The organism is Synechococcus sp. UW106 (genome assembly GCF_900474015.1).
In the GTDB taxonomy this organism is placed as follows: domain Bacteria; phylum Cyanobacteriota; class Cyanobacteriia; order PCC-6307; family Cyanobiaceae; genus Parasynechococcus.
Map to the genome: position 1 here is coordinate 140943 of NZ_UCNV01000003.1, position 14989 is coordinate 155931.

14 protein-coding genes are annotated in these 14989 nt (G+C 59.4%); 5 read left to right on the forward strand and 9 right to left on the reverse strand.

The window, feature by feature from the left end:
• Positions 1-44 precede the first annotated feature (44 nt).
• Genes DXY30_RS02035 through DXY30_RS02050 form a run of 4 tightly spaced genes read right to left on the reverse strand, consistent with a single transcriptional unit; the run spans position 45 to position 4591 of the window.
• Positions 45-1718: an NAD+ synthase gene (locus DXY30_RS02035; protein WP_115093162.1), complete on the reverse strand. Its 1674-nt coding sequence runs from the start codon at positions 1716-1718 to the stop codon at positions 45-47.
• Positions 1718-2299 (reverse strand): nicotinate-nucleotide adenylyltransferase, encoded by a 582-nt coding sequence (locus DXY30_RS02040; protein WP_115093163.1) that lies wholly within the window; start codon positions 2297-2299, stop codon positions 1718-1720. The genes DXY30_RS02035 and DXY30_RS02040 overlap by 1 nt, the downstream gene beginning before the upstream one ends.
• Position 2300: 1 nt before the next feature.
• Entirely contained in the window at positions 2301-3596 is a 1296-nt protein-coding gene (locus DXY30_RS02045; protein WP_115093301.1) for a GTP-binding protein, read from the reverse strand.
• On the reverse strand, positions 3593-4591 hold the full coding sequence (locus tag DXY30_RS02050) for a CNNM domain-containing protein (RefSeq protein WP_115093164.1): 999 nt from the start codon (positions 4589-4591) through the stop codon (positions 3593-3595). The genes DXY30_RS02045 and DXY30_RS02050 overlap by 4 nt, the downstream gene beginning before the upstream one ends.
• An 87-nt stretch (positions 4592-4678) precedes the next feature.
• On the opposite strand from DXY30_RS02050, the gene DXY30_RS02055 reads away from it, so the two are divergent.
• Entirely contained in the window at positions 4679-6004 is a 1326-nt protein-coding gene (locus DXY30_RS02055) for an aminopeptidase P N-terminal domain-containing protein (RefSeq protein WP_115093165.1), read from the forward strand.
• A gap of 7 nt (positions 6005-6011) precedes the next feature.
• Here the strand turns inward: DXY30_RS02055 and DXY30_RS02060 are convergent, their stop codons facing one another.
• Both DXY30_RS02060 and DXY30_RS02065 read right to left on the reverse strand, forming a co-directional pair.
• A complete protein-coding gene (locus DXY30_RS02060; RefSeq protein WP_115093166.1) occupies positions 6012-7175 on the reverse strand; it encodes a calcium:proton antiporter in 1164 nt (387 codons plus the stop codon).
• On the reverse strand, positions 7172-7894 hold the full coding sequence (locus tag DXY30_RS02065) for a TIGR01548 family HAD-type hydrolase (protein WP_244281211.1): 723 nt from the start codon (positions 7892-7894) through the stop codon (positions 7172-7174). The genes DXY30_RS02060 and DXY30_RS02065 overlap by 4 nt, the downstream gene beginning before the upstream one ends.
• A 102-nt stretch (positions 7895-7996) precedes the next feature.
• On the opposite strand from DXY30_RS02065, the gene DXY30_RS02070 reads away from it, so the two are divergent.
• The gene (locus DXY30_RS02070) at positions 7997-8512 is read left to right on the forward strand and encodes a 30S ribosomal protein PSRP-3 (RefSeq protein ID WP_115093168.1); all 516 of its coding nucleotides are present in this window, start codon (positions 7997-7999) and stop codon (positions 8510-8512) included.
• 146 nt (positions 8513-8658) lie between these two features.
• Here DXY30_RS02070 and atpC read toward each other — a convergent pair whose 3' ends face one another.
• Both atpC and atpD read right to left on the reverse strand, forming a co-directional pair.
• Positions 8659-9069 carry an ATP synthase F1 subunit epsilon gene (atpC, locus tag DXY30_RS02075; protein WP_115022395.1) on the reverse strand — a complete coding sequence of 137 codons (411 nt, stop codon included), beginning with the start codon at positions 9067-9069 and terminating at the stop codon, positions 8659-8661.
• A gap of 74 nt (positions 9070-9143) precedes the next feature.
• Positions 9144-10607: a F0F1 ATP synthase subunit beta gene (gene atpD, locus DXY30_RS02080; RefSeq protein ID WP_115093169.1), complete on the reverse strand. Its 1464-nt coding sequence runs from the start codon at positions 10605-10607 to the stop codon at positions 9144-9146.
• A 245-nt stretch (positions 10608-10852) separates the two neighbouring features.
• Between atpD and groES the strand changes: the two genes are divergently transcribed.
• From groES to DXY30_RS02095, 3 genes are all read left to right on the forward strand, one after another.
• Entirely contained in the window at positions 10853-11164 is a 312-nt protein-coding gene (gene groES, locus DXY30_RS02085; RefSeq protein WP_115022391.1) for a co-chaperone GroES, read from the forward strand.
• A gap of 65 nt (positions 11165-11229) precedes the next feature.
• On the forward strand, positions 11230-12861 hold the full coding sequence (gene groL, locus DXY30_RS02090) for a chaperonin GroEL (protein WP_115093170.1): 1632 nt from the start codon (positions 11230-11232) through the stop codon (positions 12859-12861).
• A gap of 221 nt (positions 12862-13082) precedes the next feature.
• Positions 13083-13439 carry a hypothetical protein gene (locus tag DXY30_RS02095; protein WP_115093302.1) on the forward strand — a complete coding sequence of 119 codons (357 nt, stop codon included), beginning with the start codon at positions 13083-13085 and terminating at the stop codon, positions 13437-13439.
• A gap of 11 nt (positions 13440-13450) precedes the next feature.
• On the opposite strand, the gene DXY30_RS02100 is transcribed toward DXY30_RS02095, so the two are convergent.
• Positions 13451-14878 (reverse strand): hypothetical protein, encoded by a 1428-nt coding sequence (locus tag DXY30_RS02100; protein WP_115093171.1) that lies wholly within the window; start codon positions 14876-14878, stop codon positions 13451-13453.
• Between the last annotated feature and the right edge of the window lie 111 nt (positions 14879-14989).

Below are 14989 nucleotides of genomic sequence, written 5' to 3' on the forward strand. Positions count from 1 at the left end.
GCTCCGCTGCGAGCAACCCGCCACATCTCAATGGTGGGACTGCTTTAGGCCGCTGCAATTGGCAAGCGCCAGCCGCTGCCGAAGGCCTGGGGACTCACCTTTAGTAACGGTGCCGCCTGCCGCCGTTTGAATTCGGCCCGTTTCAGCAGCCGTTCCACCCGTTCCACCAGGGCGGGTTCGTGGCCGGCGGCCACCAAGGCCTCGCCGGAGTGGCGCTCCTGAATCAGGCCTTTGAGCAGTGCATCAAGGGCGTCGTAGTCGGGCAGGGAGTCGCTGTCCTTCTGGTTGGGCCGCAGCTCGGCACTGGGGGGTTTGCGTCGAATCGCTTCCCCTACCAGCTCTCCTTGCGTCGGTAGCCCCAGCGACTGCCGGCAGCCCTGGGCTGCTTGGCTGTCGAGCCAATCGCACAGGGCAAACACGCTGGTTTTGTAGAGATCGCCAATCACCGCCAGCCCGCCGTTCATGTCGCCGTAGAGGGTGCAGTAGCCCACGGCAAGTTCTGATTTATTGCCGGTAGTGAGCAGCAATTGCCCCTGTTGGTTGGCCACGGCCATCAGCAGGGTGCCGCGAATACGGGATTGCAGATTCTCCGCCGTCACCCCTTGAGGCACCTCCCCCAACGGTGCTGTCAGGGCATTGTCGTAGCCCTCCATTAGGCCGGCGATGGGCACCGTGTTGGTCTGCAGGCCAAGCCGTTCGGCCAAGGCCAAGGCATCGTCAATGGAACCAGCCGAGCTCCAGGGGGAGGGCATCAACAGCGTGGACACTGCTTCCTTCCCCAGGGCAGCGGTGGCGATCACCGCCACCAGTGCGGAGTCGATGCCGCCGCTCAACCCCAGCAATGCCTTTTTGAAACCGCATTTCTGGGCGTATTCGCGCACTCCGAGCACCAGGGCTCGGAAAAGTCGCTCCAGGGGATCCATCGGTTGGATCCGAGCAGGAGCGAGTTGGTCGCTGTCCCAGACCACGAGATGGTCTTCACAGACGGGCAGCTCCAGCTTTACAACGCCATCGGCGCCCACCACAAAACTGGCCCCGTCGAACACCAGCTCGTCGTTGCCTCCGACTTGATTGAGATAGATCAGTGGGCAGTTGAGGCGCCGCGCCGCTGCAGCTGCTAATTGCTGGCGCAGGGCGGGCTTCGCGGCATCGAAGGGAGAGGCCGCAAGGTTGATTACCAGATCCGGCTGCTCTGGCATCAGTTGATCGATGGGATCCGGTCCGGCCAGACGCTCGCGTTGCAGGCCGTCATCCACCCAGAGGTCTTCGCAGATGGTGAGTCCCAGCCGCTTCCCGCCCAGCAAAGTCAGCAGACAGGGGCCATCGCCAGGGCGGAAATAGCGCCGCTCATCAAAGACGTCGTAACTGGGCAGCAGCTGTTTTTGGGCAATCGGCCGCCAGCCCAGGCGATTCACCAGCACGACACCATTGAGCAGCCTTGGGCTGCGGTTATCCGCTGCCGGCAGCGCAGCACCCACCAACAGGGTGATGCTGCTGCTGAGTTGGTTTACCAGCCACTGCAGCATCGCCTGCTGCTGCTGGATGCGGCTGGGCTCGAGCAACTGGTCCCGGGGGGGATAGCCCCAGAGGGAGAGTTCAGGGGTCAGAACAAGCTCTGCCGCCTGTTCCTCGGCACTGCGCACGGCATCCAGAATCTGCTTGGCATTGCCCTCGAAGTCGCCGACCACGGGGTTGAGTTGGGCCAGAGCGATGCGCATCAGCAGAGGCTTCCCGACAGGCCATACAGATTGTGCTGGAGTAACAGCGGCCACACCGATTCCGGAATTTCAGCTGCATTGGGTTGACGGCGCAGCTGCGAACTCGCGGTGGCGGGAACCTCAAGATCCAGCAGCTCCACCCGTCCGCCTAGATCCCGCAGCGCTTGCAGATTCGCGTCCTGGAGGGGCCAGCCCTTGCGCGGGGCGATCGCCAATCGGCACTGCGGCAGCCAGCCATCGCTTTGTTTCCAGCGGGGGATCTGGCTGGCCAGGTCGCTGCCCACCACAAACACCAGCTCCCGATCCGGCCAGTGCTGGGCGGCCCGTTGCAGGGTGATCAAGGTGTATGGGCTGCTCAGGTGCTGGGCTAGTTCCAGGCGTTCATCCTGCAATTGCTCCACCAGCTGGCTGAGCAGCATCGCCCGCAAGGACAGGGGGGCATCGTGTTGTTTCAGAGGGTTGTTGCTGGCCCAGGTCGCCACTTGGCCGTAGCGGTTCAGCAGCCCTTCCAGCAGAACTTGATGGCCCCGGGTGGGCGGATCGGCGCTTGTGCCCAGCAAGGCGATGGCAGCAACGGTCATCTCAAGGCAGCAGCGGTTGGAGATCCTGCTCCAGAGCTTTCGGCCAGCGCAGCAGCCAGTGGTGCACCACGGGATCTCGTTCTGCCAAGCGGCGCAGCAGGGCTCCGGGTTGACCGCCACGACGGCGCAGCAATTGCTGAGCTACGAGCCGTCCCGTCCGGCGGCTGGCATGCACCGCCAGGGCGGCTTGAGCGAGGGCCACAGGAGCTGCCGGGGCCAGGCTGCCGCCGCTGCTGACGGGCACCAGCAGCAGAAGTGCCTGTTTGAGGGCCGCTAGTCCCAGCTGAACACCTCCCAGCAGAGCGTTATGGCTGGAGAGACGAGTCAGCAGCAGTCGTGCCGCCGCTGGCGTCATCGGCAGGTTGTAGAGGCGGCTGAGCTGAAGCACCAGGGCGGTATCGCAGGCCATGCCTCCCGCCATATCAAGTGCCACCACTGGGTTGACGGCCACACCGGTGGCCTTGGCTGCTGCGTAGCGACCGATCAGGCTCTGGGCCGTGCGGCGGTGCTGTTGCAGCCGGAGTTGCTGGCATGCTCCTTGGAAGCGGTCGGCCTGGCGTAGCGACTGGATCGCCAGCAGCAGGGTGCCTTCGCTCTCCAGCTGCTGGCTGAGCTGCTCGCGCAGGTCATGCACCTGTGGAGTTGTAATCGTGCTGCGCACCCGGCCATCGGCCTGGATCTTGGGGCTGCGGGGTGCAGCCGCAGCGGCCGTGATTGGCAGATCCACCGGCAGACGCCCGCGAATGCTGCGAAGCAGCGCGGCGCGCTCCTGCTCCGGCCAGCGATCGCTGCGATTCAAAACCACTTGTAGGGGCTTTCCACTGGCTAAAAGCGTGGTCAAGGCCTCCAGGTCAGCCCGGGTCAAGTCGCTGTCCAGCACCAGCAATACCAGGTCGGCTCCCATGGCTACGCGGGACGCCAATCGTGCCCGCCCGGCGGCATCGATTTCATCGATGCCAGGGGTGTCCACTAGCTCAACTCTGGTCAGCCCAGCAATGTCAATGGGCCAATCCACCGCCTGTTGCCGCCGGGTGCTGCCGTGAGCGACATCCGTCTGCAGTAGCGGGCGTTGGATCAATGCATTGATCAGGCTGGATTTGCCAACCCCCACCCGACCAAACAGCGCAACGCGCAGGCGCCGTTCCTGCAGCCGTTGCAGTTGACGATCCAGAAGCCGCAAGTCACCCCCCAGCAGTCCCCGTTCCTTGGCGCTCAGCTGCAGCTGGTTCCTCCAGCGCTCCAGCAGCACCTGGCAGCGTTCGACGGTGTGGGGCGGGGTGGGTTGCATCCCGCTCATGCTGCCGGCTTGCGCCACCACCCGGCCAGCACTGCCAGCACCGATTCGGCTCCGATGACGCCAACAAATCCTCCGAATTCATCCACCACCACGCGCACTCCGCTGCTGTCGCGCCGGAACCCCGTCAGCAGCCGATCGGCCCGGATCATCTCCGGCACATACTCCACCGGTTCGCAGAGGTCGACGGGGGTAAGCAGGCCACGGTTTTCCAACAGAGCTGTGAGCACCCGTTCGCGGCTGGCCACCCCAAGCACTTTGTCCACCTGATCGCCGAGCACCACCCACCAGGGGTCGTTGTTGCTCATCAGCTGGGCCCGCTGGGCTTCGATGCTCAGGCCGCCGTCAAGGGTTGGTGCCGCCACCCGCGGAGTCATCAGGTCACGGGCAGTGAGATCGTTCAGCTGAAAGACCTTGCCGATCATCGCGGCTTCGTCGGCCTCGATTTCTCCCTTCTGTGAGCCCAGGCGAGCCAGCAGACGGATTTCCTCTTCGTTGGTGCTGAGCTCCGCTTCTGCGGTGATGGCCGGAAGCATTCTCTCCAGCAACAGCACAAGCGGCCTGAGCGCCAGGCCAAGCCAGTGCAGCAAGGGTGCGCTGGCCAAAGCCACCGGCAGGGCCAAGCGGCTGCCGAGGGCTTTGGGCAGGATTTCGCCCAACAGGATCACCAACACGGTCAGGCCCACCGAGAACACCGGCAGGGCGGCGCCGCTGATGTTGCGTTGCTCGAACACCCAGGCGGCGTAACCGCCCAGCATCAGGCTCCCAAAAATGTTGAAGCCGTTGTTAGCGATCACCAGGGCAGACAAGGTGCGTCCCAGGCGCTTGCGCAACTGCGCCAACCTGCGGGCTCCGGGTACGGGGCGCTCCCGGGCCGCCAGTTCGTGCACTCGGATCGGACTCACCGTGAGTAAGGCGGCTTCCACGCCGGAGCAGAGGGCCGAGCCCAGTAGCACCACCAAAACCAGCAGCAACAGCACCAGGAGGTCGGAGCTCATTGCCGTCTGAAACTCCTTGCATCGTAGAGGCCTTGGCCAGTTTGGCCTTGCCAACTGCCATCCTGTTCCTCTGAACTCTCTGCTGCTGTGAACGGCTTCGATTCCGGAATCCATGCGCGTCGTCGCGCCCTGTTCCTGGAGCAACTGGGCGCAGCCGCTGCGGTGATTCCCGCTGCCGCATTGGCCACCCACCACGCCGACTGCGAGTGGCCCTTCCGTCAGGACAGCGATTTTTTCTATCTCACCGGTTTTGATGAGCCCGATGCAGTGGCCTTGTTGCTGCCGCATCGGCCGGAGGGAGAGCGTTACGTGCTGTTCGTGCAGCCCAAGGACCCTGCGGCCGAGGTGTGGACGGGGATTCGTTGGGGTACTGAGGGAGCTGTGGAGCGTTACGGGGCGGACGTGGCCCATCCGTTGGATCAGTTGAGCGCAAAACTGCCGGAGTACCTAGCCGGTGCCGAAGCCATTGCCTTTCGGGTTGGCCGTCACGCTTCTGTCGAATCGATAGTGCTCTCCGCCTGGGGGCGACAGCTCGACACCTTTGCCCGTACGGGGACGGCCGCCTTGGGCTTGGTGGCACCAACCCCGATCTTGCAGCGCCTGCGCCTGCGCAAGGAGCCCCACGAGCTGGAACGGCTAAGGGAGGCTTGTCGCATCTCCGCCGAAGCCCACGAATTGGCCCGTTCGATCACCCGCCCCGGCATGAATGAGGCTGAGGTGCAGGCGGTGATCGAAGCTCACTTCCGCAGCCAAGGTGCCCGCGGCCCGGCCTACGGCTCCATCGTTGCCGGTGGCGACAACGCCTGCGTGCTGCACTACACCGCCAACACGGCACCCCTCCAGGACGGAGACCTGCTGCTGATTGATGCCGGCTGTTCGCTGGCGGATTACTACAACGGCGATATCACCCGAACCTTTCCTGTAAATGGAAGCTTCTCGGCGGAACAGCGGGAGCTCTACAGCCTGGTGTTGGCAGCCCAGGAGGCTGCCGTTGCTGTCGTGGCCCCAGGAGGCACCGCTGATGCGGTGCACGCCACAGCCCTGCGCTTGCTTGTTGATGGGCTGGTGGATCTGGGCCTGCTGATCGGGGACGTGGACGGGATCATCGAGCGGGGCGACTACCGCCACCTGTACATGCACCGCACCGGCCATTGGCTGGGTCTGGATGTGCATGACGTGGGTGCTTATCGGCTCGGGGAGCAACCTGCTCCGCTGGAGCCGGGCATTGTGCTCACGGTGGAACCAGGCCTTTACGTCAGCGATCGGCTCAGCGTGCCTGAAGGTCAGCCTGAGATCGACGATCGCTGGAAAGGCATCGGCATCCGCATCGAAGACGACGTTGCCGTTACCGAGACCGGCCACGAGGTGCTCACTGCTGGTGCCCTGAAGAGCGTTGCCGCGATGGAACGCTGACCCAGGATCAGCTCACCACCTGCAAGGCCACCCAGACCACGCCCACGGTGAGCAGCATCAGACCATCCATTTCGCTGACGCGGCCGCTGATCGGCCGCACCAGGATCAGCGTCAGCACCAGCAGCACCGTTTCGATCGGATCCAGTCCGAGGATTACATCGGTTCCTGTGAATTCACCGATCGCCAGAACTGCCGGCACTGTGAGGCAGAGGGTCGCCAGGGACGAGCCGTAGAGAGTGTTGAGCGACCGCTGCAACTCCCCTTTCCCGGCGGCTTGGAAGGCATTGAGAGCTTCTGGTGCCACCACCAGCAAGCCCACGAGCAGGCCGCCGAGGGAACTGGGTAGCTCGAGGTCGTTGATGCCGGTTTCGATCAGGCTTCCCATCGATTCTGCGATCAGCACCAGCACCAGCAGGCCTGCTGCCATCAGACAGACGTTTTGCAGGATTGAGCTCTGAGATTCTTCATGGGGTGTTGGTTCCGCTGAGGTGCTTTCCGCGAGGGAAAGGTGGTCTGAGCCTTGTTGCTGAGCGGTATCGATGAAGAGGTTGCGGTAGCGGCCGACCTGGCCGCCCAGAAAAATCCCGTAAAGGCTGATCGACACGAACGTCAGCAGCCAATTGATGGGCAGCGAGTAGTTGGCCTCGAGGCTGTCCTGGCTGAAGTTGGGAAGCACCAGAGCCAGAACGCTCATGGTGGTGATCAGATTGATGTAGGCACTTGAACCGCTCTGATTCACAGCCGCCAGGTCTTCCAGCTGCATGGGCTGGGTTCGGCCCTGTCTCTGAAACCTGGCGGCCACGATCAAGGTCACGCCCTTAACCCCCGTGAGCACGATCATCAGCACCGAGAACATCGAGTCCCGGGCCAGGGTGGGGTTGCTGTCTCCCGTCAGCATTGTGGAGGTAATCAGGGCCAGCTCAATCACGATCACGGATCCGGTCAGCACCAGGGTCCCCAGGGGCTCCGTGAGTTGCTCCGCCAGTTGATCGGCATGGTGCGCCACTCCACGCGCCATCAGCAGCACCAGCACACTGAGCAGGCCAAGGCCCGTGAGGACGGGCAGAGCGGGTTGCAGGAGCAGCCAGTCGAGCACTGTTGTGGTTTCCAGGCTGATTAGGGCCAGGATCCCGATGAGTAGGGGAGTTTCGCGGAGAACGGCCGCCTTCATGCCATCACTCCCTCCCAGCTCAGCAGGGCTTCGGTGTTGTTCAGCACCAGATCAGCGCCGGCCTCCTGCAGCCGTTGTTCATAGATCGTGCGCGCCTTTGCCTGCCCCGCGGTCTGCAGGTGAGGTGGCACCACCGCAAGACTCACGAACTGTTGCTCCGGCCAGCGTTCTCGGGCTTGAACCACGGTGTGCACATCGGCCACGGTGTCGCCGAGATAAGCCACTCGAGTTGCCTCTGTGTTCGCCCCCAGAGCCTTGGCCAGGCGGATCAAGCCTGTGGGATCTGGTTTGTCGGGGGCATCTCCCATCGCGATCAAGGGTGGATCCTGGAGCCCCAGTCGCTGCTGCAGCACGAAGCGTGCTGAGGGCGGCTCAGCACCGCTCACGAATCCCCAGCGCACCTTCCTCTGGGAGAGCGTGGCGAAAAAGCTGGCGTCCACAAGCAGGGGCTCATCGCCGATGAATCCAGTCCAGTGACTGGGGTCCCCCTCTGGATCTCCGCCGAAGTAAAAGTCGCTGAACACATCGATCAGCGCGGCCCGATCCGGCAGAGCAGCGCCATGGCGCCGCAGCAATTCAAGGCTGGCGTCCCAGTCGTTGTTCCAGGCCCCTTCAGCCTTGAGTGCATCGATGGCAGCGGCGCTGGGCTGCCAACCGCAGTAGTGCTGGACAGTGCATTGGAGGGCCCTTCGGTAACTGCCAGCGACATCGCGGATCACACCATCGATGTCGAACAGCAGGATGGTTGGAGATCCCAGAACGTCTGATGTGGAGCGGCTGGTAGGTTAGTTGTTTGTATTTCTGTCTTGAGCGCTGACACCATGCCGGTCACCGAAGGCGCTGCCCCTACCGACCAGGAGGTCGCGACTCCGTCCGCCGACGCGGCTGAAGGCGCCACCCAGGCAGCTGAAACCACTGAAAAGCCTGCAGCCAGCGAGGGTGAAGGCCGTCCTGTTCTGAAGGGTGCCGCCGCGGCTCTGGCCACGGCAACCATCGACGCCGATGGTGTTCCCTCCGGCTACACCCCTAAGGCCGACGAGGGCCGCTTCCTGCTGAAGATCCTCTGGCTTCCCGACAACGTGGCCCTCGCTGTTGATCAGATCGTCGGCGGTGGCCCCAGTCCCCTCACCTCCTACTTCTTCTGGCCCCGTGAGGATGCCTGGGAAAGCTTGAAGACCGAGCTGGAAGGGAAGAGCTGGATCACCGACAACGAACGGGTTGAAGTGCTCAACCAAGCCACTGAGGTGATCAACTACTGGCAAGAGGAAGGCAAGGGCAAGAGCCTTGACGAGGCCAAGGTCAAGTTCCCCGATGTCACTTTCTGCGGTACCGCCTGAACCCTGTCTCCAGGCTGTTCATCCAAACCTGCCTTCGGGCAGGTTTTTTTGTGTCTGCCCGAAGGCAGGTGGTGATCGGATGAACCATCAAAAAAGCCAGGAGCGTGAGCCCCTGGCGTATGGAATCTATCTGCGAAGCAGATGAATTAGTCGGGAGTTTTGCTGGCTTGAAGGCGAGCCCGGGCTTCATTCAGCTGCTGCTGTGCCTTGAGCTTTTCCGGAGAAGCCGGTTGGCCTTCCATGCCAGCCACGACGGTTGAGGCCTTCTGGAAGGCGGCTTCAGCGGTACCGGCATCGATGGCGCTGCCCAGTTCGGCTTTGTTCACCAGAACGGTGACTTCATCAGCATCGACTTCAGCGAAACCACCCATCAGAGCGATGGAGTTCCAGGCTCCGTTGGCGCGAACCCGCAGAACACCGATGTCGATGGCGGTGAGCAGCGAAATGTGGCCGGGCAGGATGCCGAGTTGACCGGTGGTACTAGGCAGGATCACCTCGTCGGCGCTGCCATCAAAGACGTTCTGGTCTGTTGCCAGCACGCGGAGGGTGAGGGACATGAACCTTGGTTCGAAAAGAGAACGGACTGTCGAGAAACACGTGATCGGGGGTGTGATTCACACCCCCGCAATGATCACTTGGTTTCGGCGGCGATCTTCTCGGCCTTGGCTTTCACTTCCTCGATGTTGCCTACCAGGTAGAAGGCGGCTTCGGGGAGGCTGTCCAGCTCACCGGAGAGGATCTGGTTGAAACCGGCGATGGTGTCGTCCAGCTTCACGTACTTACCGGGCATGCCGGTAAAGATTTCAGCCACGAAGAAGGGCTGGGAGAGGAATTTCTCCACCTTGCGGGCACGATCCACGATGCGACGGTCGTCTTCCGACAGTTCGTCGAGACCCAGAATCGCGATGATGTCCTGGAGTTCCTTATAGCGCTGCAGGGTGGACTGCACGGCGCGAGCGGTGCGGTAGTGCTCGTCACCCACCACTGCTGGCTGCAGCATGGTGCTGGTGGAATCCAGAGGGTCCACAGCGGGGTAGATGCCTTTGGAGGCCAGGGCACGGTTCAGCACCGTGGTGGCATCGAGGTGAGCAAAGGTGGTCGCAGGAGCGGGGTCGGTCAGGTCGTCAGCAGGGACGTAAACCGCCTGAATCGAGGTGATGGATCCTTCAACGGTTGAGGCAACACGCTCTTGAAGAGCACCCACGTCGGTGCCGAGGGTGGGCTGGTAGCCCACAGCGGAAGGCATGCGGCCGAGCAGTGCGGACACTTCGGAACCGGCCTGCACGAAGCGGAAGATGTTGTCCACGAACAACAGGACGTCCTGCTTGTTCACGTCGCGGAAGTGCTCCGCCATGGTCAGAGCGGAGAGACCCACGCGCATCCGGGCGCCGGGGGGCTCGTTCATCTGGCCGTAGCAAAGAGCCACCTTCGACTTGGAAAGGTCGTCAGCGTTGATCACGCCAGACTCTTTGAATTCCTCGTAGAGGTCGTTGCCTTCGCGGGTGCGCTCGCCCACACCGCCAAAGACAGACACACCGCCATGCTCTTTGGCGATGTTGTTGATCAGCTCCTGAATCAGCACGGTTTTGCCCACGCCGGCACCGCCGAACAGGCCCACCTTTCCGCCTTGGCGGTAAGGAGCCAGAAGATCGATCACCTTGATGCCGGTTTCGAAAACCTTGGGCTTCGTTTCCAGTTCGGTGAGGTTGGGCGCCTCGCGGTGAATGGGAGCAGTGGTTGTGGTTTTGACGGGTCCTTGCTCGTCAACGGGCTCGCCGAGAACGTTGAAGATCCTGCCGAGGGTGGCTTCGCCAACGGGCACTGAGATCGGTGCACCGGTGTCGACGGCTTCCATGCCGCGCACGAGTCCGTCGGTGCCACTCATGGCAACGGCGCGAACGCGGTGGTCACCCAGCAGCTGTTGAACTTCAGCCGTCAGAGCGACGTCATCACCTGCGGGGTTTTTGCCCTCGATGCGCAGGGCGTTATAGATCTTGGGCAATTTCCCTGCGGGAAATTCCACGTCCAGAACCGGGCCGATCACCTGACGGATCACACCCTTGGTGCCAGCAGATGCAGGAGCAGAAGCGACCATAGGTAAGGAGAGTTGCGGGAACAGGCGCTACGCGCTCGGACCCATTCAGAGCGGCGCAACCATACCACTGTCAGTTCAACGGCCCCATCTGTTGGGTCGGCACAGCCTGCGGTTCGGACACCCGCACAGCGCTAGGACTAGAAAAGGGACCGCCCGATTGCATACGTTGGCACTCATCGGCATCGAGTGCCAACTCGGTTCGATGCGTGGCGCATTGCGCCCTGTCCCTGCTCCTGCAAGTACCCATGGCTGCTGTTTCTCTCAGCGTCTCAACTGTTAAACCTCTCGGCGACCGCATCTTCATCAAGGTCTCCGAATCCGAAGAGAAGACCGCCGGCGGCATCCTTCTGCCCGATACCGCCAAGGAAAAGCCCCAAGTGGGTGAGGTGGTTCAAGTGGGCCCCGGTAAGCGCAACGACGACGGCAGCCGCCAGGCTCCTGAAGTCGGTGTGGGCGACAAAGTTCTCTACAGCAAGTACGCCGGCACCGACATCAAGCTCGGCAGCGATGAATACGTGCTGCTGTCCGAGAAAGACATCCTGGCTGTCGTCAACTGAGATCAGCCCCTCTGAGTCTCGGCTCAGTCTTTCCTGTTCATCCTCTTCATTAGGAACCGCCTTCCATGGCAAAGCGAATCATCTACAACGAGAACGCCCGTCGCGCTCTCGAGAAAGGCATCGACATCCTGGCTGAAGCCGTTGCGGTGACCCTGGGACCCAAGGGCCGCAACGTGGTGCTTGAGAAGAAGTTCGGTGCACCCCAGATCATCAATGACGGTGTCACCATCGCCAAGGAGATCGAGCTTGAAGATCACATCGAGAACACCGGTGTTGCTCTGATCCGCCAGGCCGCCTCCAAAACCAACGACGCTGCTGGTGACGGCACCACCACCGCTACCGTTCTGGCTCACGCCATGGTTAAAGCCGGTTTGCGCAACGTGGCCGCCGGTGCCAATGCGATCACTCTGAAAAAGGGCATCGACAAGGCCTCCGATTTCCTGGTCAGCAAGATCCAGGAAATGGCCAAGCCCATCGCTGACAGCAACGCCATCGCTCAGGTCGGCACCATCTCTGCCGGCAACGACGAAGAAGTCGGCAAGATGATTGCCGACGCCATGGACAAGGTTGGCAAGGAAGGTGTGATTTCCCTCGAAGAGGGCAAGTCCATGGAGACCGAGCTCGAGGTCACCGAGGGCATGCGTTTCGACAAGGGCTACATCTCCCCTTATTTCGCTACCGACACTGAGCGGATGGAAGCCGTTCTCGACGAGCCCTACATCCTGCTCACCGACAAGAAGATCGGCCTCGTGCAGGATCTGGTGCCCGTTCTGGAGCAGATCGCCCGCACCGGTAAGCCTCTGCTAATCATCGCTGAGGACATCGAGAAGGAAGCTCTCGCCACCCTGGTGGTGAATCGTCTGCGGGGCGTGTTGAACGTTGCTGCTGTGAAGGCTCCTGGTTTCGGCGATCGCCGCAAAGCCATGTTGGAAGACATGGCTGTTCTGACCAACGGTCAGCTGATCACCGAGGACGCTGGCCTCAAGCTGGAGAACGCCAAGCTGGAGATGCTGGGCACCGCCCGCCGCATCACCATCAACAAAGACACCACCACCATCGTTGCCGAGGGCAACGAGGCGGCTGTCGGCGCCCGCTGCGAACAGATCAAGAAGCAGATGGACGAGACCGACTCCACCTACGACAAGGAGAAGTTGCAGGAGCGCCTGGCCAAACTGGCCGGTGGCGTCGCCGTGGTGAAGGTGGGTGCGGCCACCGAAACTGAGATGAAGGACAAGAAACTCCGTCTCGAGGACGCCATCAACGCCACCAAGGCGGCTGTTGAGGAAGGCATTGTTCCTGGTGGTGGCACCACCCTTGCTCACCTGGCTCCGGCTCTGGAGCATTGGGCTGCCTCCAGCCTCTCGGGTGAGGAGCTGATTGGCGCCAACATCGTGGCTGCTGCTCTCACCGCTCCGCTGATGCGCATCGCTGAAAACGCAGGTGCCAACGGTGCTGTCGTGGCTGAGAACGTCAAGGCTCGCGCAGGTGCCGAGGGCTTCAACGCAGCTTCCGGCGAGTACGTCGACATGCTGGCTGCCGGCATCGTTGATCCCGCCAAGGTGACCCGCTCCGGTCTGCAGAATGCCGCATCGATTGCTGGCATGGTGTTGACCACTGAGTGCATCGTGGCTGATTTGCCTGAGAAGAAGGAAGCAGCTCCTGCCGGTGGCATGGGCGGCGGTGACTTCGATTATTGACGTCGGTGCGGGTGGTTGGCAAACCACCGAATCACTCACATTCCAGTCATATCAAGAGGTCCTGCGGGACCTCTTTTTTTGTCCCGGTCATTGTCTTGTCAGATCTAGACCCTTCAAGACATTTGACGGTTGGGGTGCGGTGTCAGCTGCAGGACATGAAATAGTAGGGGTGCAGAAGTGCGCGGGCTAATGTATTGATTCGTCTGGTTTTGTCGGGACAAATGCCACAGCGCCTCGGTGCCTTTGCCGCTCAGTTTGCCCCGGAGACGCTCCAACGTTTTAAGGATCTCTGTCGACGTCAAGACAAGGCTTATTCCAAGGTATTGGAGCGTCTGGCGTTGTTGTACGTCGAAACGGATGGAGGAATTCTTTCTACAGCAGGGTCTGCGGCACCACCATCACAAGGCGTACAAAAAAGGCAAGTTCAAGTTGAATCACTGCAAAATAAATTGTTAGAAGATCTTTTGAAACGTGTTGAGATCCTCGAAAAGAAAGAAACCAAAATGTTGTATGAGTTGGATCGCGTTCATAAGGAACTTGCCTTCTTTGGGTCAGGCCTGAAGGCACCAGGCCTCTGACTAATTTGTTGTTAAAGATCTGTTGTGATCGGCACTGGCCGTTCCCGTAAATTCAACATCGTTATGATCATATTGATGACAACTTCTATGTGTATGCTGTAGCTAATTAATCCAGAACCTGATGCATCTGCCTTCTTTCTTCTATCGCTAGCAAACAAGTTTCCGACATCTCTCACGAGTGACTTGTCGACCAGTTTAACGGTTGTATTGTTGATTCCCATAGAAAAAACACAATGTTTCTCGTTGGAATGTAATATGCCCGGTTTTTTACAAAATCGATGAGGAACCAGCTGGCCTGCACCAGCGTTCGCAATGAAAAAGTCAACAGACTGGCACTGTTGAATTTTTTCTCGATAATTTTGGCCAACAAGGTTAACGATAGAGGCGTTTGAATAAGGCATTAGTTTCTTCCTTATCGAATCGACAACTACAAGATCTTGACTGATGGGGGTTGCCTTGCTGCCCTTGAGGGGCTGCCCATCAGTGTATTCATATTGCGTGAATCCATCAATTAAAAATACAAACGAATCAAACCATGGTTTTAAGTGTTCCACAAGAGTTGGTAGAAAATCTTCTTGCTCGACCCATATTCTTTTCTGCCCAGAAATGCCAAACCAAAGGGTAAGAGTTCTGTGTTTACCCATTAATTTTTTTAGTGCATTAATCGCTTTATTCCATCCATAATCAATGATCGCTCTATGGAGACCTTTTAAGCTGTCGTCATGGACAACTTTTTCCATTTCGTCGGTATATTTGTCGAGCTTCGTCCCCAATTGAGTCGACCCAATAACCAATGGGAACATAGAAAATGTAGGTTGATTTCTTGTTGAAGGCGTTATTTTCTTTAAGTTTCTTGGGATAAAAAATGAATTGCTGCTGATAATTGGCATTTTAGTTTCTAAATGCACCAGCCACTTGAGTTGGTCGTAGAAGTGATGATATGGCCTTAATTGATCAAGTAAGTATCCAGAAAATATCGCTTGTTCTGCCCAGTTTTGCGTTAGGCCAGCTTTATTGTAGTTTTTGATCACTCTATTGATGTGGTTTAGTATTTGGTTGTCATTGGGGGAAGAGTTGTGCTTGCTTGAATGTGTTTCTGAAAAAATAGCGTCAACGAACGAGGTGGATTGACACAATATCCATCGGTGCCGATTGGTTGAATCATGAAAGAAAATAAAGTTGCACATTCCTTGACGCATGCTTGTGACTGGGAATGTGTCCACACCGTCTAAGAAAGGATGAGGTAAGTGCAATATGCCCTTGCATGTGTCAATTCCTTTAACTATTTCGAGGATTGTTTCGACTTCTTGGTTTTCAATTGAACTAATTATTTTTTTCCATAGTGGACTGCACACTTCTTCGGCAAGAGAGCTTGATAGTTTTGGTGGGATAAAAAATTTGTATTTTCCTGGCTTTTTTGAGTTTGATTTTCCTTTCACTTAGACATCTTGATATCGTTTTGGATTATACATCCTTGCCATTCATTTGAGTGTGCTGAATGTTCAAGCTTGTTGGCAGCTGAGCTTGGCTGGGGAATCTGATACTGACAG

What these genes read in the sequence shown, in the direction of transcription:
- DXY30_RS02070 (WP_115093168.1), top strand. Translation starts at nt 7,997, where the DNA reads ATGCCGGTCACCGAAGGCGCTGCCCCTACCGACCAGGAGGTCGCGACT.
- atpC (WP_115022395.1), bottom strand. Translation starts at nt 9,069, where the DNA reads ATGTCCCTCACCCTCCGCGTGCTGGCAACAGACCAGAACGTCTTTGAT.
- DXY30_RS02050 (WP_115093164.1), bottom strand. Translation starts at nt 4,591, where the DNA reads ATGAGCTCCGACCTCCTGGTGCTGTTGCTGCTGGTTTTGGTGGTGCTA.
- DXY30_RS02045 (WP_115093301.1), bottom strand. Translation starts at nt 3,596, where the DNA reads ATGAGCGGGATGCAACCCACCCCGCCCCACACCGTCGAACGCTGCCAG.
- atpD (WP_115093169.1), bottom strand. Translation starts at nt 10,607, where the DNA reads ATGGTCGCTTCTGCTCCTGCATCTGCTGGCACCAAGGGTGTGATCCGT.
- groL (WP_115093170.1), top strand. Translation starts at nt 11,230, where the DNA reads ATGGCAAAGCGAATCATCTACAACGAGAACGCCCGTCGCGCTCTCGAG.
- DXY30_RS02040 (WP_115093163.1), bottom strand. Translation starts at nt 2,299, where the DNA reads ATGACCGTTGCTGCCATCGCCTTGCTGGGCACAAGCGCCGATCCGCCC.
- DXY30_RS02035 (WP_115093162.1), bottom strand. Translation starts at nt 1,718, where the DNA reads ATGCGCATCGCTCTGGCCCAACTCAACCCCGTGGTCGGCGACTTCGAG.
- DXY30_RS02060 (WP_115093166.1), bottom strand. Translation starts at nt 7,175, where the DNA reads ATGAAGGCGGCCGTTCTCCGCGAAACTCCCCTACTCATCGGGATCCTG.
- groES (WP_115022391.1), top strand. Translation starts at nt 10,853, where the DNA reads ATGGCTGCTGTTTCTCTCAGCGTCTCAACTGTTAAACCTCTCGGCGAC.
- DXY30_RS02095 (WP_115093302.1), top strand. Translation starts at nt 13,083, where the DNA reads ATGCCACAGCGCCTCGGTGCCTTTGCCGCTCAGTTTGCCCCGGAGACG.